Below are 16,644 nucleotides of genomic sequence, written 5' to 3'. Positions count from 1 at the left end.
TCGTCGCGCACTTCGTCCTACAGGAAGAGGAAGCCGACGATTGTCACCGCCGCGATCACCGCGACGGCATCCGCCGTCAGCGCGGCGGCCAGGGTGTGGCGCACGCGCTTGATGCCGATGGCGCCAAAGTACACGGCGAGCACGTAGAAGGTGGTCTCGGTCGAGCCCTGCAGGGTCGAGACCAGGATGCCGACATGCGTGTCCGGCCCGGTGGCCGGATCCTGCATGATGCCGGCCATGATGCCGTAGGCGCCGGAGCCGGACAGCGGGCGCAGCAGCGCCATCGGCAGCGCCTCGGCCGGCAGGCCGAACGGCGTGGTCAATGGCCCGACCAGCCCGACAAACATCCCCAGTGCCCCGCTCTCGCGCAGCATGCCCACCGCGACCAGGATTGCGACCAGGTAGGGGATGATGCGCAGCGCGACATTGAAACCCTCCTTCGCCCCCTCCACGAACACCTCGTAGACCGGTACGCCGCGAATGACGCCGTAGGACAGGAAGCCGACCACCAGCCCGGGGATGATCCACGGCGCGATCGCCTGGCCGTAGAGGATGGTCAGCGGGATGATTGCGAGCACTCCGGCCAGCACGGTCAGCGAGACCCACGCGGGATAGCCCTCGGTGGGGACCTCGATGTTCATCGGTTGCTGGTTGGCCGTGTCCGCTGTCGGGTCGGCGTCCTGGGTCGGCTCGGCGGTTGCCTCCCGGCCGGCCTCGCGCATGGTGTCGTCCAGCTCGCTCGCGCCATCCGCGGACGTCTGGTCCGGATCAATGCTGCGAGTCGCCGGGGGTGGCAGGAAGTAGCGCTGCAGGATCAGCGCGCTGGCGATGCCGGCGATGGTCGCGAACAGGGTCGCGAACAGCGTGGTCGGCAGGATCGCGGCCGGGGCCTCGGAACCCAGCGAGGCGCGCAGGGCGATCACGCCGGTGGGCAGCAGCGTGATGCTGGAGGTGTTGATCGCCAGGAACAGCGCCATCGCGTTGGTCGCGGTGCCCGGGTGCGGGTTCAGCTTCTCCAGCTCCTGCATCGCGCGGATGCCGAACGGCGTGGCGGCGTTGCCCAGGCCCAGGATGTTCGCGGAGAAGTTCAGGATCATCGCGCCCATCGCCGGGTGTTCGGGCGGCACCGACGGGAACAGGCGCACCATCAGTGGGCGCAGCAGCCGCGCCAGTACGGTGAGCAGGCCACCGGCCTCGGCGATCTTCATCAGGCCCAGGAACAGGGCCATCACCCCGACCAGCCCCAGCGCCAGCTCCACCGCGGAACCGGCGGCCTCGATCGCGCCCTCGGACAGGGCCTGCATCGGTTGTTCGTCGGGATCGGTGGAGCGGATCTCGCGGATCGCGGCCGTCGCCACGGCGATCACGATCAGCGCGAGAAAGATCAGGTTCATGCCGCGCAGTGTGCCACGGTCAGCGGTTCTCCCCGCGTGATACACCGCGCAGCACGGCATCCATCGCGCGGGCCGGTAGCAGCCACTTGAGGAAGGCGAACAGCCGCGTGGGGAAGGTCACGTGATAGCGCACCCGCGGGCGGCGGGCCTCCAGGGCGTGCACGACACAGCGCGCGACGGCCTCGGGCCCCAGCGTGAACGGTGCATCGGCCTCGGCGTTCGCCATGCGGGCCTCGGCGGCGCGGTAGGTCTCCTGCCAGGGGCCGTGTTCGCGCTGGACGTGGTAGCGAAAGGCCTTCAGCGCGTTGGCGCGGAACGCGCTGCGGATCGGCCCCGGCTCGATCAGGGCGACATGGATGCCGGTTCCGTGCAGTTCCTGGCGCAGGGTGTCGCTCATGCCCTCGATCGCGAATTTGGAGGTCACGTAGGCCCCGCGCAGGCGCAGGGCGACCAGGCCCAGGACCGAGCTGTTCTGGATGATGCGGCCCTCGCCGGCGCGGCGCATGGCGGGCAGGACGGCGTTGGTCAGTTCCAGCCAGCCGAGGACGTTGGTCTCCAGCTGCGCGCGCAGCGTGGCGCGGTTCAGATCCTCCACGGCGCCGGGCTGGCCGTAGGCGCCGTTGTTGAACAGGGCATACAGATGGCCGTCGGTCCGGTGCAGGATCTCGGTGACCGCGCTGTGGATGCTGGCGGAGTCGTCCAGGTCCAGCTGCAAGGCCTCGAAGCCGTCCTTCTTCAGCCGGGCGACATCCTCGCCGCGCCGTGCGGTGGCAAACACGCGGTAGCCGCGATCACGCAGCACGCGCGCGGTACAGGCCCCGATGCCGCTGGAGCAGCCGGTGATCAGGACGGCACGGGAAGCAGTGTCACTCACGGCGGCGCGCTCAGTAGGTCAGGGTGGCGACGCCGTCCTCGACGACCTCGCCGATGAAGGCACCGCCGCCGCGCATCCCGTCCAGTTCCGGCACGGCGTTGTCCAGCGTCAGGCCGTTCTCGCTCATCGCTCCGGCGCAGGCGTAGAAGGCGCAGCCGGCCTCGTGGGCGTCCTGCATGAAGCTGTAGACGGACTTCTCCCTGGCCTCGCCGGGGTAGATGGTCTCCGCCACGCCCTGACGCAGCAGGCGTGTGGTGCCGGCGGCGAAGTAGATCTCCACCTCGAGATCCATCGCGGCGGCGACGGTGGCCTGGAAGAAGGGCGCCCCCAGCGTGCCAGGGCGGTCCAGGTCCAGGTTCAGCAGCATGATCACGATCTTTTCGGCCATGACAGGTCCTTGCGCGGTCGTATCGTCGAGTTGGGGGTGAATGATCCGCGCTGCGGCCGCCCGGCGCAAACCCCAGCGCGGATTGGCCGGGCAGCATCAAGAGACGCCCCCGGTGGCGGCGGATATCGGCTGCATGGCCCTGAACGGCTCCCGCCTTGTCGTCATCCCGGACGCGTTCGAGCCGTACCCACCGCCGTCATTCCGGACACATTCGCGTCGTCCCCCCTGCCGTCATCCCGGACACCGCGTAGCGGTGATCCGGGATCTCCCCGGTCGGGAAGGGTCTGACGCTGGAGATCCCGGTTCTGCGCAGACCTTCGGCCGGGCTGCCCTTGATGGCGTGCAAGGCGAGCCGGCTGCTTCCGTGTGCCTGGGAAATACCGTTCTGGATTATGAAAACGGATTGTCGGAAGCGAAGGCCTTTCATTCCCCGAAAACGGCCGCATAATACGCCTCAACCCGTGTTTTCGCGGATGCATTCCGAGGATTCCAGTCATGCCCATTTACGAATACCAGTGCAAGGATTGCGGCGAGGTCTCCGAGATCCTGCAGAAGATCTCCGATCCGCCGGCCACCATTTGCCCGGAGTGTGGTGCCGAGGCCCTGACCAAGCAGGTGTCCGCGGCCGGCTTCCGTCTGGCCGGCGGCGGCTGGTACGAGACCGACTTCAAGAAGGACGGCAAGCGCAACCTGAAAGAGGGCAGCAGCTCGGCCACCAGCTCCAGCGGCAGTAGCTCAACGAAGTCGGACGCCTCCGGAAAGTCCGAATCTTCCGGTAGCGCCAAGACCGGTACCGCCGCGACCGGCACCTGATCAATGCTGGTCTCCCTGCGCCGCTATCTGATTGCAGGGCTGCTGGTCTGGCTGCCGCTGATCGTCACCGGCTTCATTATCAAGCTGCTGGTCGACCTGCTGGATTTCACCATCCTCCTTCTGCCGCCGCCCTGGCGGCCGGAGGCGATTCTCGGCTTCTCCATCCCGGGTGCCGGCATCGTGCTGGCGGTGGTGGTGGTGTTCGTGACCGGGGTGGTGGTGGCCAATATCGTTGGGCGCAAGCTGGTGTCGGTGGGCGAATCGATCGTCCGCCGCATCCCGCTGGTCAGTTCGATCTACGGCGCCGTCAAACAGGTCACCGAGACCGTGCTGTCCGACGGCGGGCAGGCGTTTCGCAAGGTGATGTTGATCGAGTATCCGCGCCGCGGCCTGTGGTCCGTGGGGTTCATGACTGGTGTCGCCGTCGGCGAGGTGCAGGACCGCACCGAGCGTGACGTCATCACCGTTTTCGTCCCGACCACGCCCAATCCCACCTCCGGCTTCGTGATCATGGTTCCGCGCGAGGAAGCCATCGAACTGGACATGACGGTGGAGGATGGTCTCAAGTTCGTCATGTCCATGGGGGTCGTGACACCGATGAGAAGCCCTGAAGAAGCGCCGGCGCCGGTTGCGCAGGGGCAGGGCAAATCGTAAGATTTCCGGCCTTTTCGCGGGTGCGAACGCCATGTTCGTCCCGTTTTCCCGACTCACCGTGCAGGCCCCTGGCGGGCGTGCCCTTCGGCTGGAACAGCGCAATGCGAACTCATCTATGTGGACGTGTCACCGAGAACGAACTCGACTCGGAGGTGACCCTTTGCGGCTGGGTGAACCGCCGACGGGACCACGGGGGGGTGATCTTCGTGGACCTGCGCGACCATGCGGGCCTGGTCCAGGTGGTGTTTGACCCTGACCGCGAGGAGGTCTTCGCGCGCGCCGAGCAGCTGCGTACCGAGTACGTGATCCGCATGACCGGCCGCGTGCGCCGGCGCCCCGAGGGCACCGAGAATCCCGACCTGCCCACCGGCGCCGTGGAGATCCTCGGGCTCGAGCTGGAGGTCCTGAACGCCGCCAAGACCCCGCCATTCCCGCTGGACGACGAAGACGTCGGCGAAGACACCCGCCTGCGCTATCGCTACATGGATCTGCGCCGCCCGTTGATGCAGCAGCGTCTGCGCCTGCGCGCGCAGGTCTCCGCGGCCATGCGCCGCTTCCTCGAGGAGCGCGAGTTCCTCGACCTCGAGACCCCGATGCTGACCAAGGCCACACCGGAAGGTGCGCGTGACTACCTGGTGCCCAGCCGCACGCATCCGGGCAGCTTCTTTGCCCTGCCGCAGTCGCCGCAGCTGTTCAAGCAGTTGCTGATGATGTCCGGCATGGATCGTTACTACCAGATCACCCGCTGCTTCCGTGACGAGGACCTGCGCGCCGATCGCCAGCCGGAGTTCACCCAGCTGGACATGGAGATGGCGTTCGTCGACGAGGCGGACGTGATGGAGGTGACCGAGGGCCTGATTCGCCACCTGTTCCGCGAGGTCCAGGGCGTGGAGCTGCCGGATCCGTTCCCGCGCATGGCCTATGCCGAGGCGATGGCCCGCTTTGGCTCCGACAAGCCGGATCTGCGCATCCCGCTGGAGTTCACCGAGCTGACCGAGGTGATGCAGGCGGTGGAGTTCAAGGTCTTCAACGGCCCGGCGAACGACCCCGAGGGCCGCGTGGCCGCCCTGCGCGTCCCGGGCGGTGCCAAGCTCACACGCAAGGAGATCGACGTCTACACCGAGTACGTCGGCCGCTACGGCGCGAAGGGCCTGGCCTACATCAAGGTCAACGACCCGGCTGATATCGAGGGCGGCTTGCAGTCGCCCATCCTCAAGTTCCTGCCGGAGGACGTGACTCGGCAGATCCTGGAGAAGACCGCGGCCGCCGCCGGCGACCTGATCTTCTTCGGCGCGGACAAGGCCTCGGTGGTCAACGAGGCGATCGGCGCCCTGCGCGTGAAGATCGGCCACGACCTGGAGCTGGTCGAGGCAGGCTGGCAGCCGCTGTGGGTGGTCGACTTCCCGATGTTCGAGTACGACGACCAGGACAAGCGCCTGTACGCCCTGCATCACCCGTTCACCGCCCCGGCAGTGGACAGTCCGGAGGCGCTGCGCGCCAACCCGCGCGAGGCGCTGTCCCGCGCCTACGACATGGTGCTCAACGGCACCGAGGTCGGCGGCGGCTCGATCCGTATCCACAACCCCGAGATGCAGCAGGCCGCGTTCGAGGCCCTGGGCATCGGTGAGGAAGAGGCGCGCGAGAAGTTCGGCTTCCTGCTGGATGCCCTGAACTTCGGCGCCCCGCCGCACGGCGGCCTGGCCTTTGGCCTCGACCGCCTGGTGATGCTGATGAGCGGCGCCCACTCGATCCGCGACGTGATGGCCTTCCCCAAGACCCAGACCGCCGCCTGCCTGCTGACCGACGCCCCGGCCCCGGTCGGCGAGAAGCAGCTGCGCGAGCTGGGTATCCGTCTGCGTCCCAGCGCCACGCAACAGGCCGAGTAACCGCTTGTCCGGCCGAACGCCATGACCGGCATGCGCAGTAGTGTGGTCATGGTCCATGGCTGGCACATGCCGGGCCTGGAGATGGCCCTGCTGGGCCGCCGTCTGCGCGCGGCCGGCCACGAGGTTCACGGGTTCCGCTATGCCTCGCGCCGGCAAACGCCGGAGCAGGCCGCGCGCGCCCTGGCTGCGTTTCTCGAGGATGTCCCCGGCGACCTCGTGCACTTGGTTGCCCATAGCCTGGGCGGCGTGATCGTGCGCCACCTGTTTGAGGTCGCGCCCGTGCAGCGCCCTGGGCGTATCGTGATGCTGGGTTCGCCGCTGCAGGGCAGTCGTGTGGCCGCGCGCCTCGCGCAGAACCGACTTGGCCGCTGGTGGCTGGGCGCCGCCCTGGACCGTGGTCTGCTCGGCGGCAGTCCCGTCCTGCGCGGTCGCGACGTCGGCATGATCGCCGGCAGCAAGCCGTTCGGGCCGGGGCCCTGGGTCGCGCCGCTCCCGGATCCGCACGATGGCACGGTCGCGGTGGACGAGACGCGCGGCCCGGAGGTCTCGCGCCACCTCACCATGCCGGTCTCCCACTTCGGCATGCTGGTCAACCGTCTCCTGGTCCAGGAGACCCTCCATTTCCTGGAAACGGGCGAGTTCCTCCCATAACCCCAGCCGGCCCGACCCCACCGCCGCCCCCGTCATTGCGAGGAGCGCAGCGACGAAGCAATCTCCGTCCGGAACCACCGGATCGTGACTCCAGCGCTCTGCCAGCGTGAGGAGATTGCCACGGCCCCTTCGGGGCCTCGCAATGACGGGGGAGGGAAGAGGCGGTGTGGGTGAGTGCTGCGCCGGCATCCGTGATTACCGCCGCGCCAGCGATTAGACTGTGCGGGTCCTGCGGCTCGGTGGAATCCCGGGGCCGCTGCAACCGAACCCAATCCAAGGAGTCGTGACCGAATGGCAGGCCACAGCAAGTGGGCGAACATCCAGCATCGCAAGAATGCCCAGGACGCCAAGCGCGGCAAACTCTTCACCAAGCTGATCCGCGAGATCACCGTGGCTGCGCGCCAGGGCGGCTCGGACCCGGAGACCAACCCGCGCCTGCGTCTGGCGATCGACAAGGCGCTGGGCGCCAACATGACCCGCGACACCATCGAGCGCGCGGCCAAGCGCGGGGCGGGCGAGAGCGACGGCGACAACGTCGAGGAGATCCGCTACGAGGGCTACGGTCCGGGCGGCGCGGCCATCCTGGTCGACTGCATGACCGACAATCGCAACCGCACGGTCGCCGAGGTGCGCCACGCCTTCTCCAAGATGGGCGGCAACCTGGGTACCGACGGCTCGGTCGCCTATCTGTTCCAGAACAAGGGCGTGATCCGCTTCGCCCCGGGGCTGGACGACGAGGTGGTGATGGAGGCCGCGCTGGAGGGCGGGGCCGAAGACGTCCAGGTCGAGGATGACGGTTCCATCGAGGTCATCACCGAACCCGATACCTATCAGGACGTCCGCGCCGCGCTGGCGGAACGCGAACTCCAGCCGGAGGATGCCGAAGTCACCTGGCGCCCGGAGACGCTCGCGCCACTGGACGCGGAGACCGCCGAGTCGATCCTCAAGCTGCTCGACATGCTCGACGACCTGGATGACGTGCAGAACGTCTTCACCAATGCCGACTTCCCCGACGAGGTCAGCGGTGACTGATCCGGCCGCCACGTGACCGGCGTGCGCATCCTCGGGATCGACCCCGGTTCCCGGATCACCGGCTTCGCGGTCGTCGAGTATGATCGCAGCCGCGGCCGCTCCTGCGGGCACGGTGTGATCCGGCCCAAGGCCAAGGGTTTCCCCGAGCGCCTGGGCGAGATCTTTGCCGGCGTGGTCGAGGTGATCGATGAACTGAAGCCCGACGTGCTGGCCATCGAATCGGTGTTCGTCGCGCGCAATGCCCAGTCCGCGATCAAGCTGGGACATGCCCGGGGCGCGGCCATCTGCGCCGCCACCCAGGCCGGCCTTGCGGTACACGAATACGCCCCGCGTGCGATCAAGCTGGCCGTGGTCGGTATCGGCGGGGCGGACAAGGAACAGGTCCAGCACATGATGCAGCAACTGTTACGCCTGGCCGAACCGGCCAGCAGCGATGCCGCCGACGCCCTGGCCGTCGCGCTTTGCCACGCTCACACCCAGCAGCACGAGGCGCGTCTGGCGGCCGCCACCTCCGGCTCGATCGGGGGCCGTCCATGATCGCGCGGCTGGAAGGCCGGCTGATCAGCCGCGAGGTTAACGGCGTCGTGATCGACGCCGGCGGGGTTGGTTACGAGGTTGACGTCCCTTTGTCCACGCTGGCGGCCCTGCCGGAGCCGGGCGAGACCGTCGTGCTGGCCACCCATCTGGTCGTGCGCGAGGATGCCCACCAGCTGTTCGGTTTCCTGAACAAGCGCGATCGCGACCTGTTCCGGCGTCTGATCCGTGTGAACGGCATCGGCGCGAAGCTGGCGCTTGCCATGCTTTCTACCTACGCCGGCGACGAGCTGGCGGGCCTGATCAGCGGCGGCGATGTCACCGGCCTGGCCAAGGTGCCGGGTATCGGCAAGCGTACCGCCGAGCGCATCGTGCTGGAACTGGGCGAACGCCTTGCCGAGATGGGCTTTGTCGGCGCGCCCGCCGGGGGAGCGGGCGGCAGCGAACCGACGCCCGCCGCCGCGATGGAAGCCGAGGCCCTGGCCGCGCTGGAGTCGCTCGGCTATCAACGCGCCAGCGCCGAGAAGATGGTCGCCACCGTACGCGACCAGGCGGACTCGGTGGAGACCCTGGTACGCCTGGCCCTCCGCGCCACCGTCAAGCGCTAACGCCCGCTCCGCTGCGCGGCTTAATCGTCTCCGGTGGGTTTCGTCCGGTCCTGAGGCTGGCCCTGGTTCGTCCTTCGGTGTTTACGTGCCCTCGGTCCGCCGCCTGCCATGCGCTCTCTCGCGAGCGCACCGCGAGGTACTTTCTTGCTTGCCCAAGAAAGTACCCAAAGAAGGGCCCCCGGATTCCGCCCGGGAACCTTGCTCCAGGGCCCTCGGGCCGGCGGCGCTGAACTCGCTGCGCCTGCGGCTCCGCTCAGACATCCAGCGCCTTCTCCCGGCCCGAGAACCCTTCCGCAAGGGGCTCCATGCGGGAGGAGAAGGTCAAAACAGACCGTATCCCGTAGGGGGCGGTTGAGCGCAGCGAAACGCACCATACCCCACGTCGTGCGAAACCCTGATGCGATTCGCTGCGCTCATCACATCCTACGCCCCCCAGCGCCCGCTTCGCGGGCGCGGCACGCAAGGGCCAAAGGCCGAGCGTGCTCGAGATGTCGGAATAGCCTGCCTCCGACCAATGGCACGGGCCTTCGGATAGCCGTTGTCTTGACCTACCTTCCCGTTGTCGTCGCGCCGAGTGGAGAGGCTTTTCGCGGGGTTCAAGGCGCTGGATGTCTGAGCGCAGCGCAGCGTAGCGAGTTCAGCGCCGCCCGCGAAAAGCCTCGGAGCGAGGGAAACCCCGGCCCGCGCAGCGGGCCGGGGTCGCGGCAGTCGGGCGTGTTTCTTGGGTACTTCTTTGCACGAGCAAAGAAGTACCTCGCGGTGCGCTCGCGAGAGAGCGCCTGGCAGGCGGCCAGACGAAGGCACGTAAACATCGGATGACGAACCAGGACCAGCCAAGAGGGTGGTAGGTCGATTCGGGGCATTGGAAACGTAGGAGGGAAGGCGGCGGGACGCCGCCAGGCGCGTTAGCGCGACGAGCCGAGGCTTTTCTCGATGCGGTCGGCGAGGGCGACCAGGCGTTCCGAGCTTCCGGAGGTGTCCGCGCCGGCCTTCTGCTGCCGGCACTCCAGCATCTCGTGCGCCAGATTGAGCGCCACCATCACCGCGATGCGCTCGGCGCCCACGATGCGCCCGCCATCGCGCAACTCGCGCATGCGCTCGTCGATCAGCGACGCCGAGGCAAACAGGTCGGCGCGTTCCTCCGGTGGGCAGGCGATCTGGTACTCCTTGCCCATGATGGAGACGCGGACGGGTTCGGACTGGCTCATTCGCTGTGCTCCATCGAGCGCAGGCGCGCGATCATGTTCTCGACCCGGTGGCGCGCCTGTTCGTTGCGTTCCTTGAAGGCCGCGCGTTCGCCCTTGAGCTGGCGGATCTGCTCCTGCAACAGGTGGTTCTCCTCGCGCAGGGCCGCATGCTCTTCCAGAAGGCGCGTGATCGCGGCCTCCAGGCGTTCGGTCGGGTCGATCGCTGAATCGTCGTTCGGCTGCATGGCCTCGGGCCCCGCGTGGCAGGTGCGGCTTTCGCCGCGAGTCGATTAATCTCTGGAGTCTAGGAGGCGTTCGAGCGAAGCGTCAACTTGCGTGACTCACAGGGAGACGCCGGTCAATGTACGCGTTCGTGCACCAGGCATTCCGGGGTTTGTTGCGGCCTGGCACCCGCGCTGGCCACAATACGTGGAATCCCTAAGCCATCAAGTGTTGTCGCCCATGACCCAGCCACCCGAACCCGGCCCCGACGCTACCGTGATCGAGGGTACGGCCCATAACGGAAAGCCGTGCCGGATTGTCGACAATACGGGCACTGTGCCGCGTCCGGAGCTGGAGCAGCTGTTGAACGCCTTGATCGAGGACAAGCGCTTCGGTCTCAACATGCTGTCCTCCACCGGCTCCAGCGCGATCAAGCTGGGCGAGCCGCAGTTCACCCATCTGCAGGTGGGGGACGATCTCTACCGCTTCCTGCTGTTCCCCTACGAAGCGCGGCTGGAGTCCTTCTGATGACGCATTCACCGGGCACCGGAAACGCCAAGTCCCTGGACGGTCTGGAGCGCGACCCCGAGGCCCTGCGCGAGCAGCTCGAACACGGGCTGCGCAGCATGGGCTATGCGCAGACGCCGGCCTCGGCCCACGGGCTGTTCACCGGATGCCTGGTAGCCGATCCGGGTTCCGATGTGGATGCCCTGGAGCTGAGCCTGGGCGAGGCACTGCCACTGACCGAAGGCGCAGGAGAGCGCTTCGACAAGACCGTGGAGGCGATCCGCCGCGCGCTGCTGGCGCAGCTCTACGACGTGGAGCTGGGCTTTGGTCCGCTGTTGCCGGAGGACGACGCCATCGAGGCGCAGGCCCAGGCCCTGTCGGAGTGGGTGGACGGCTTCATCGCCGGGCTCGGGCAGACACCCCGTCTGGCCAAGCTCAAGCCCTCGGCCGAGGCCAGCGAGATCCTGCGCGACTTCGCCGAGATTGCTCGCATCGAACTGGAACCGGACGATGACGAGGACAACGCGGCGGCCTTCGAGGAACTCAACGAATACGTGCGCGTGGGCGTGTTGCTGATTGCCGACGAGCTGGCCCCGGACGACCCGAAACGGATCCCGATGCAATGACGCGAACGCGACAAGCCCCCCAACCGGGCCGGATGCCGGAGATCCCGCAGGGCGAGTTTGCCCGGCGTCGCCAGCGGTTGATGCGGGCGATCGGGCCGGACTCGATCATCGTCGTCCCGGCCGCCCACGAGCGCACCCGCAACCGGGACGTCGAATATCCCTTCCGTCAGGACAGCGACTTCCTCTACCTGACCGGCTTCCCCGAGGCGGATGCAGTGGCGGTGCTGGTGCCGGGCCGCCCGGCCGGCGAGTACATCCTGTTCTGCCGCGACCGCGACCCCACCCAGGAGACCTGGCAAGGGCGGCGCGCGGGGCCGGACGGCGCGATGGAGACGTATGGGGCCGAGTGCGCCTTCCCGATGGAGGACATCGACGAGATCCTGCCGGGGCTGATGGAGAACCGCGCAGTGCTGGCCGCGCCGTTCGGACGCGACGAGCCCCTGGACCAGCGCCTGTTCGGCTGGGTCAACCAGGTCCGGGCCAAGGCCCGCAACGGCGTGCGCGCGCCGCACGAGTTCGTTGCCGTGGAGCACCACCTGCACGAGCAGCGGCTGTTCAAGAAGGCACCGGAGCTGAAGCTGATGCGCCACGCCGCGGCCATCTCCACCCAGGCGCATGTGCGCGCGATGCAGGCCTGCCGGCCGGGCCTGACCGAGTTCGCGGTGGAGGCGGAGCTGCTGCACGAGTTCCACCGCTACGGGACCGAGACCGCGTACCCTTCCATCGTCGGCGGCGGCGAAAACGGCTGCATCCTGCACTACATCGAGAACCGCGCCGAGCTGAACGACGGCGACCTGTTGCTGATCGACGCCGGCTGCGAGGTGCAGGGCTACGCCTCGGATATCACCCGTACCTTCCCGGTCTCCGGGCGCTTCGGCGAGCGCCAGCGCGAGGTCTACGAGTGCGTGCTGGCCGCCCAGCTCGCCGCGATCGAGCAGGTCCGGCCCGGCAACGACTGGGACACCCCGCATGTAACCGCCGTACGCGAGTTGACCCGCGGGCTCAAGGAGCTGGGCGTGCTCAAGGGCCGCCTGGACAAGCTGATCCGCGACCAGGCCTACCGTCCGTTCTACATGCACCGCACCGGCCACTGGCTGGGGCTGGACGTGCACGACGTCGGCGACTATCGCGTCGGCGACGCCTGGCGCCAGCTGGAACCGGGCATGGTGATGACCGTGGAGCCCGGGCTCTACTTCGGGCCCTACAGCGAGGCACCGAAGGAGCTGCGCGGTATCGGCGTGCGCATCGAGGACGACGTGGCCGTCACCCGCGACGGCCACGAGGTCCTGACCGCGGACTGTCCCAAGACCGTCGCCGACATCGAGGCCTGCATGGCCGGCGACCTCCCGGGCTGGAACTGACCATGCCCGCCCGCCACACCGCATCCCGCACAACCGCGCAGCCCGCGCCGCTCCCGACAGCCCTTGTGGGAGCGGGCCTGCCCGCGAATAGGGAGCGGACCCCGCCCCTGGGTGTGTCCATAACCGTAGGGTGCGTTGAGCTCTGCGAAACGCACCGCTCACCACGGAGCCACGCGCCCCGTGATGCGATTCGCTGCGCTCATCCGCATCCTGCGCAGCGGTATTTTGCCAACGGTCCATCAGGAGCCTGCGTGTTTTTCGGCCGGCATGGCCATCGCTACAAATGGACGGGAACCCACCACTCCCGTCATCGCGAGGCGCGCAGAACCGTAGGGTGCGTTGAGCTCTGCGAAACGCACCGCTCACCACGGAGCCACGCGCCCCGTGATGCGATTCGCTGCGCTCATCCGCATCCTACGCGGCGGTATTTTGCCAACGGTCCATCAGGAGCCTGCGTGTTTTGGGGCCGGCATGGCCATCGCTACAAATGGACGCCAACCCACCACTCCCGTCATCGCGAGGCGCGCAGCGCCGTGGCGATCGCCTTCCGTTGCCACCCGATCCCGCCAATGTGCAGGCATCCAGAGGTTGCCACGGCCCCTGCGGGGCCTCGCAACGACGGGGTAATTGGCTGACATGACCGAACAACGATCCGATATCGCCATCGTCGGTGGCGGGCCGGTAGGTGGCCTCGCTGCCTGCACCCTGGCGCGGGCGGGCTACGCGGTCACGCTGTTCGAGCGCGGCGCGCCGCCGGCGCCGGACGCCCACGCGAATGACACCCGCGGCTATGCCCTGGCGGCCGGCTCCGTGCAGTTCCTGGACGATCTGGGCTATTGGGCGTCGCTGGCCAATCGGGCGACCGCGATCCGTTCCATTGTCGTCAGCCGGCGCGGTGGCCTGGGGCGCGTCCAACTGAACGCGGCCGATCACGGCCGCCACGCCCTCGGCCAGGTGGTGCCGGCCGTCGCGCTGGAGCCGATGCTGGATGCGGCCTGCCGCGACGCCGGCGTGGACGTGCGCCACCACTCGACGCTGGCGGGCGTGGGCGAGGTGACGGACGGCCAGCGCGCACTGCGCATCCACGGCGCCGAAGGCGAGAGCACTTGGGCGGCGCGCCTGATCCTGGCCGCCGACGGCATCCAGTCGCCCGCCCGCAAGGCCCTGGGCCTGCCGGTGAACCGCCTGCGCTATGCGGCGGATGCCCTGGTCTTCGATGTCCTGCCCGCGCGGCCGCACAACGGCCAGGCCTTCGAGCGCTTCACCGACGAGGGCCCGCTGGCGCTGCTGCCGCAGGCGGAAGGGCGGATGAACGTGGTCTGGGTAGCCCCGCCGGAGACCTGCGAGCGCCGCCTGGAACTGGACGAGGCCGAACGCCTGCGCGAGCTGCAGGCCCGTTTCGGCTGGACCCTGGGTCGGCTGCGCCCGGCGGGCCGCGTGGTGCGCTTCCCGCTGGAGCGGGTGCATGCCCCGGAGCCGGTCGCGGACCGCGCGCTGCTGCTGGGCAATGCCGCGCATGCGGTGCACCCGGTGGCGGGGCAGGGGCTGAACCTCGCCCTGCGCGACGTGGCGACCCTGCTGGGGGCGCTGCGCGAGGGGCACGGGCAGGGCGGGGCGCCTGGCTTTGTCGCCGACCCTGGCGCACCCGCAACCCTTGCCGCCTATGCCCGGGCCCGGCGTGCCGACGTGAACGGCGTGGTGGCGGCGACCGACTTCCTCGCCCGCGGCATGCTGCACGCAGCGGGCCTGCGCGGGCATGCGCTGGGCAGCGGGATGATGGCCGTCGACCGCCTGCGCCCGGCGCGCGATCGCCTGGCACAGGCGGCGATGGGCCTTGGCCCGCTGCCGCGCCATACCGCGCGCCATCTCGCGCGGCCGGACGCAGGGGGCGGGGCATGAGCGCGTCCGGTTCCCGCGACGTGCTGGACTTGCTGGTGGTGGGCGCCGGCGCGGTTGGTGGCGCCATCGCGCTGGGCGCGGCCAGCCAGGGCCTGCGCGTCGGGCTGCTGGAGCGCGCTGGCGCGCCCACCTTCAGCGACGCGACCCCGGTGACGCGCGTCGCCACGCTCAACATCGCCTCCATGGAGTTCCTGGCCCGTCTGGGGGTGCAGGACGCCCTCGAGGCGCGCCGTGCCCATGCCTTCTCCGGCATGGCCGTATGGGATGGCCACGGCCCCGGGCATATCCGCTTCGACGCCGACGAGCTGGGCGTACCGGCGCTCGGCTGGACCGTGGAGCACGCCGCCCTGGAGGCCGTGCTGTGGGCCGAACTGGAGGCCACCGGCGTGGCCCTGTGGCCGGAAACCGAATGGAAGAGTCTCGACACCCGCCCGGATCGGGTGGATCTCTACGGCCCGCAACATGCGCCGCTGGCCTCCGCCCGTCTGGTGGTCGCGGCCGATGGCGCGCAATCGCCCCTGCGTACCCGCATGGGTATCCCGGTGCGCGAGCAGGACTATCACGCCCGTGGTGTGGTCGCGACCGTGACCACCGAGCGCCCGCACGAGGACACCGCCTGGCAGCGCTTCGTCGACGACCAGATCATCGCCTTCCTGCCGCTGGCGGACGGGCGTAGCTCCATCGTCTGGTCCCAGCCCGAACACCAGGCCGACGACACGCTGGCGCTGGACGATGCCGGCTTCTGCCGGGCGCTGGAGGCCGTGATCGACCACCGCCTCGGGGCGATCACCGCCACATCGAAGCGCGCCAGCTTCCCGTTGGTAGCCCGCCACGCCCGCGACTACCACGCCGGCCGCGTGGCCCTGGCCGGGGATGCCGCCCACACCATCCACCCGCTGGCCGGGCAGGGCCTGAACCTCGGCCTGGCCGACGCCCGCGCTCTGGTCGAGCGCCTGCACGGCCCCGCCCGTCGCGACCCGGGCGCCGAGACCGTCCTGCGCGCCTACACCCGCGACCGCCGCAGCGAAAACGCCTTCATGCAGCGCGCCATGGACGGCTTCCGCCTGATCTTCGGCACCCACGCCGCCGGCCTCCCGGAACTGCGCGGTCTCGGCATTCGCCTGGTCGACCAGGCCACCCCCCTCAAGCGCCGCCTTGCGCTCCGCGCCTTCGGGCTCGATTAAGGCGACCCAGGCTGTTCGGCCCGGGGTGATGCGATTCGCTTCGCTCATCACATCCTACGAGTGCTTTAAACCGCAGTCCGAGCCGGGATCGGGTGCGGCAGCGCTCGCTGGACGCTGTGCATGGCGGGCCGTGGTATCCCGTAGGATGCGCTGAGCGCAGCGAACCGCATCATGGCCTCGGGAACCCCTCCTCATCGATCCCTGGCACGCTGCCATGTCCCCGCGACGCCGCCCATCCGCCACGCCCGCTCACCCCGACCGTTCGTCGAACCCCAGGGATACCGCCCACACGTCCACCCCACCCGTCATCGGCCGGAGCGCAGCGCAGGGCCGGGACCTCAAGGGATTGGGGTTCCCCGAACGTGCGAGATCCCGGATAACCGCTGCGCGGTTTCCGGCATGACGGCGGCGGGCGGCCGAGGTCTTGTTCGAAGAGAGCCCGAGACGAGTCCTGCACACCGTCATCCCGGCCGCAGCGAAGCGAAGAGCCGGGATCTCCGGATGAACCCCCGCGCTTCAACCGCCCACCATGCCCCTGTAGGAGATTCTATGTCTCTCCACAAGGGATCTTAGGTTGGTAATCGGTCTGATTTTTCATCAAGGCGAAGGCGACGCGGGCCAGCTTTCGAGCCAAGGCGTTCAGTGCCTGGGTCGTCGCCAGGCCACGGTCCAGGCAGCGCTGGTAGTAGTCGCTCCAGGCGGCTTTCGACTTGGCCTGCATCGCGGCCAGATAGAGCAGCCGTCGCAACTCTGGATCGCCCTGTTTGGTGAGTTTGCGCTGCCCCCGTTTCGTGCCGGAGTCGCGTATGCGGACATCCAACCCC

At 68.8% G+C, this 16,644-nt stretch carries 19 protein-coding genes; 12 read left to right on the top strand and 7 right to left on the bottom strand.

All coding sequences use genetic code 11. From position 1 onward, the window contains the following. Nucleotides 1-17: 17 nt before the first annotated feature. The 3 genes from F618_RS0105620 to F618_RS0105610 are packed head-to-tail and all read right to left on the bottom strand — an operon-like array spanning nucleotide 18 to nucleotide 2,656. Nucleotides 18-1,394 carry a nucleoside recognition domain-containing protein gene (locus F618_RS0105620; protein WP_019563466.1) on the bottom strand — a complete coding sequence of 459 codons (1,377 nt, stop codon included), beginning with the start codon at nucleotides 1,392-1,394 and terminating at the stop codon, nucleotides 18-20. 19 nt (nucleotides 1,395-1,413) lie between these two features. After that, entirely contained in the window at nucleotides 1,414-2,268 is an 855-nt protein-coding gene (locus F618_RS0105615) for an SDR family NAD(P)-dependent oxidoreductase (protein ID WP_019568006.1), read from the bottom strand. 10 nt (nucleotides 2,269-2,278) lie between these two features. Further along, nucleotides 2,279-2,656 (bottom strand): DsrE family protein, encoded by a 378-nt coding sequence (locus F618_RS0105610; protein ID WP_018143893.1) that lies wholly within the window; start codon nucleotides 2,654-2,656, stop codon nucleotides 2,279-2,281. A gap of 495 nt (nucleotides 2,657-3,151) precedes the next feature. On the opposite strand from F618_RS0105610, the gene F618_RS0105605 reads away from it, so the two are divergent. From F618_RS0105605 to ruvA, 7 genes are all read left to right on the top strand, one after another. Then, complete coding sequence (locus tag F618_RS0105605; RefSeq protein ID WP_018951071.1) at nucleotides 3,152-3,469, top strand: FmdB family zinc ribbon protein; 318 nt, start codon at nucleotides 3,152-3,154, stop codon at nucleotides 3,467-3,469. 3 nt (nucleotides 3,470-3,472) lie between these two features. Then, the gene (locus tag F618_RS0105600; protein ID WP_018168499.1) at nucleotides 3,473-4,123 is read left to right on the top strand and encodes a DUF502 domain-containing protein; all 651 of its coding nucleotides are present in this window, start codon (nucleotides 3,473-3,475) and stop codon (nucleotides 4,121-4,123) included. A 101-nt stretch (nucleotides 4,124-4,224) separates the two neighbouring features. After that, nucleotides 4,225-6,009 carry an aspartate--tRNA ligase gene (aspS, locus tag F618_RS0105595; protein ID WP_019563463.1) on the top strand — a complete coding sequence of 595 codons (1,785 nt, stop codon included), beginning with the start codon at nucleotides 4,225-4,227 and terminating at the stop codon, nucleotides 6,007-6,009. A 21-nt stretch (nucleotides 6,010-6,030) separates the two neighbouring features. Then, complete coding sequence (locus tag F618_RS0105590) at nucleotides 6,031-6,660, top strand: triacylglycerol lipase (protein WP_018143889.1); 630 nt, start codon at nucleotides 6,031-6,033, stop codon at nucleotides 6,658-6,660. A 291-nt stretch (nucleotides 6,661-6,951) separates the two neighbouring features. Then, nucleotides 6,952-7,692, top strand: a complete 741-nt coding sequence (locus tag F618_RS0105585; RefSeq protein WP_018143888.1) for a YebC/PmpR family DNA-binding transcriptional regulator — start codon at nucleotides 6,952-6,954, stop codon at nucleotides 7,690-7,692. Between the two features lie 21 nt (nucleotides 7,693-7,713). Beyond that, nucleotides 7,714-8,229 carry a crossover junction endodeoxyribonuclease RuvC gene (gene ruvC, locus F618_RS0105580; protein ID WP_026181986.1) on the top strand — a complete coding sequence of 172 codons (516 nt, stop codon included), beginning with the start codon at nucleotides 7,714-7,716 and terminating at the stop codon, nucleotides 8,227-8,229. Further along, the gene (ruvA, locus tag F618_RS0105575; RefSeq protein WP_019568005.1) at nucleotides 8,226-8,834 is read left to right on the top strand and encodes a Holliday junction branch migration protein RuvA; all 609 of its coding nucleotides are present in this window, start codon (nucleotides 8,226-8,228) and stop codon (nucleotides 8,832-8,834) included. The genes ruvC and ruvA overlap by 4 nt, the downstream gene beginning before the upstream one ends. A 253-nt stretch (nucleotides 8,835-9,087) precedes the next feature. Here ruvA and F618_RS16330 read toward each other — a convergent pair whose 3' ends face one another. The 3 genes from F618_RS16330 to F618_RS0105565 all read right to left on the bottom strand — a co-directional run bounded on the left by F618_RS16330 (nucleotide 9,088) and on the right by F618_RS0105565 (nucleotide 10,266). Beyond that, a complete protein-coding gene (locus F618_RS16330; protein ID WP_081620861.1) occupies nucleotides 9,088-9,324 on the bottom strand; it encodes a hypothetical protein in 237 nt (78 codons plus the stop codon). A 415-nt stretch (nucleotides 9,325-9,739) separates the two neighbouring features. Continuing rightward, nucleotides 9,740-10,042, bottom strand: a complete 303-nt coding sequence (locus tag F618_RS0105570; protein WP_018143885.1) for a cell division protein ZapA — start codon at nucleotides 10,040-10,042, stop codon at nucleotides 9,740-9,742. Next, the gene (locus tag F618_RS0105565; RefSeq protein ID WP_018950274.1) at nucleotides 10,039-10,266 is read right to left on the bottom strand and encodes a cell division protein ZapB; all 228 of its coding nucleotides are present in this window, start codon (nucleotides 10,264-10,266) and stop codon (nucleotides 10,039-10,041) included. The genes F618_RS0105570 and F618_RS0105565 overlap by 4 nt, the downstream gene beginning before the upstream one ends. A gap of 217 nt (nucleotides 10,267-10,483) precedes the next feature. Between F618_RS0105565 and F618_RS0105560 the strand changes: the two genes are divergently transcribed. From F618_RS0105560 to F618_RS0105540, 5 genes are all read left to right on the top strand, one after another. Then, complete coding sequence (locus F618_RS0105560; RefSeq protein WP_018168504.1) at nucleotides 10,484-10,771, top strand: hypothetical protein; 288 nt, start codon at nucleotides 10,484-10,486, stop codon at nucleotides 10,769-10,771. After that, the gene (locus F618_RS0105555; protein WP_019568004.1) at nucleotides 10,771-11,376 is read left to right on the top strand and encodes a UPF0149 family protein; all 606 of its coding nucleotides are present in this window, start codon (nucleotides 10,771-10,773) and stop codon (nucleotides 11,374-11,376) included. The genes F618_RS0105560 and F618_RS0105555 overlap by 1 nt, the downstream gene beginning before the upstream one ends. Before the next feature lie 32 nt (nucleotides 11,377-11,408). Continuing rightward, nucleotides 11,409-12,737, top strand: a complete 1,329-nt coding sequence (gene pepP / locus F618_RS0105550) for a Xaa-Pro aminopeptidase (protein WP_019568003.1) — start codon at nucleotides 11,409-11,411, stop codon at nucleotides 12,735-12,737. 636 nt (nucleotides 12,738-13,373) lie between these two features. Further along, nucleotides 13,374-14,636, top strand: coding sequence for an FAD-dependent monooxygenase (locus tag F618_RS0105545; protein WP_019568002.1), 1,263 nt, complete (start codon nucleotides 13,374-13,376; stop codon nucleotides 14,634-14,636). Continuing rightward, complete coding sequence (locus tag F618_RS0105540; protein ID WP_019568001.1) at nucleotides 14,633-15,820, top strand: FAD-dependent monooxygenase; 1,188 nt, start codon at nucleotides 14,633-14,635, stop codon at nucleotides 15,818-15,820. Before F618_RS0105545 ends, F618_RS0105540 begins: the two co-directional genes overlap by 4 nt. Nucleotides 15,821-16,367: 547 nt before the next feature. On the opposite strand, the gene F618_RS14745 is transcribed toward F618_RS0105540, so the two are convergent. After that, on the bottom strand, nucleotides 16,368-16,644 hold a 277-nt coding region (locus F618_RS14745; protein ID WP_019568000.1), incomplete at its 5' end, for a transposase.

Origin of the sequence: Thioalkalivibrio sp. ALMg13-2 (genome assembly GCF_000381185.1) — a bacterium.
Classification (GTDB): domain Bacteria; phylum Pseudomonadota; class Gammaproteobacteria; order Ectothiorhodospirales; family Ectothiorhodospiraceae; genus Thioalkalivibrio; species Thioalkalivibrio versutus.
This window is presented reverse-complemented; position numbering and strand designations above follow the sequence as displayed.

Coding starts and splice junctions, on each gene's coding strand:
- F618_RS0105620 (WP_019563466.1), bottom strand. CDS start 1,394: ATGAACCTGATCTTTCTCGCGCTGATCGTGATCGCCGTGGCGACGGCC.
- F618_RS0105610 (WP_018143893.1), bottom strand. CDS start 2,656: ATGGCCGAAAAGATCGTGATCATGCTGCTGAACCTGGACCTGGACCGC.
- F618_RS0105605 (WP_018951071.1), top strand. CDS start 3,152: ATGCCCATTTACGAATACCAGTGCAAGGATTGCGGCGAGGTCTCCGAG.
- F618_RS0105600 (WP_018168499.1), top strand. CDS start 3,473: ATGCTGGTCTCCCTGCGCCGCTATCTGATTGCAGGGCTGCTGGTCTGG.
- aspS (WP_019563463.1), top strand. CDS start 4,225: ATGCGAACTCATCTATGTGGACGTGTCACCGAGAACGAACTCGACTCG.
- F618_RS0105590 (WP_018143889.1), top strand. CDS start 6,031: ATGACCGGCATGCGCAGTAGTGTGGTCATGGTCCATGGCTGGCACATG.
- F618_RS0105585 (WP_018143888.1), top strand. CDS start 6,952: ATGGCAGGCCACAGCAAGTGGGCGAACATCCAGCATCGCAAGAATGCC.
- ruvA (WP_019568005.1), top strand. CDS start 8,226: ATGATCGCGCGGCTGGAAGGCCGGCTGATCAGCCGCGAGGTTAACGGC.
- F618_RS0105570 (WP_018143885.1), bottom strand. CDS start 10,042: ATGAGCCAGTCCGAACCCGTCCGCGTCTCCATCATGGGCAAGGAGTAC.
- F618_RS0105565 (WP_018950274.1), bottom strand. CDS start 10,266: ATGCAGCCGAACGACGATTCAGCGATCGACCCGACCGAACGCCTGGAG.
- F618_RS0105560 (WP_018168504.1), top strand. CDS start 10,484: ATGACCCAGCCACCCGAACCCGGCCCCGACGCTACCGTGATCGAGGGT.
- F618_RS0105555 (WP_019568004.1), top strand. CDS start 10,771: ATGACGCATTCACCGGGCACCGGAAACGCCAAGTCCCTGGACGGTCTG.
- pepP (WP_019568003.1), top strand. CDS start 11,409: ATGCCGGAGATCCCGCAGGGCGAGTTTGCCCGGCGTCGCCAGCGGTTG.
- F618_RS0105545 (WP_019568002.1), top strand. CDS start 13,374: ATGACCGAACAACGATCCGATATCGCCATCGTCGGTGGCGGGCCGGTA.
- F618_RS0105540 (WP_019568001.1), top strand. CDS start 14,633: ATGAGCGCGTCCGGTTCCCGCGACGTGCTGGACTTGCTGGTGGTGGGC.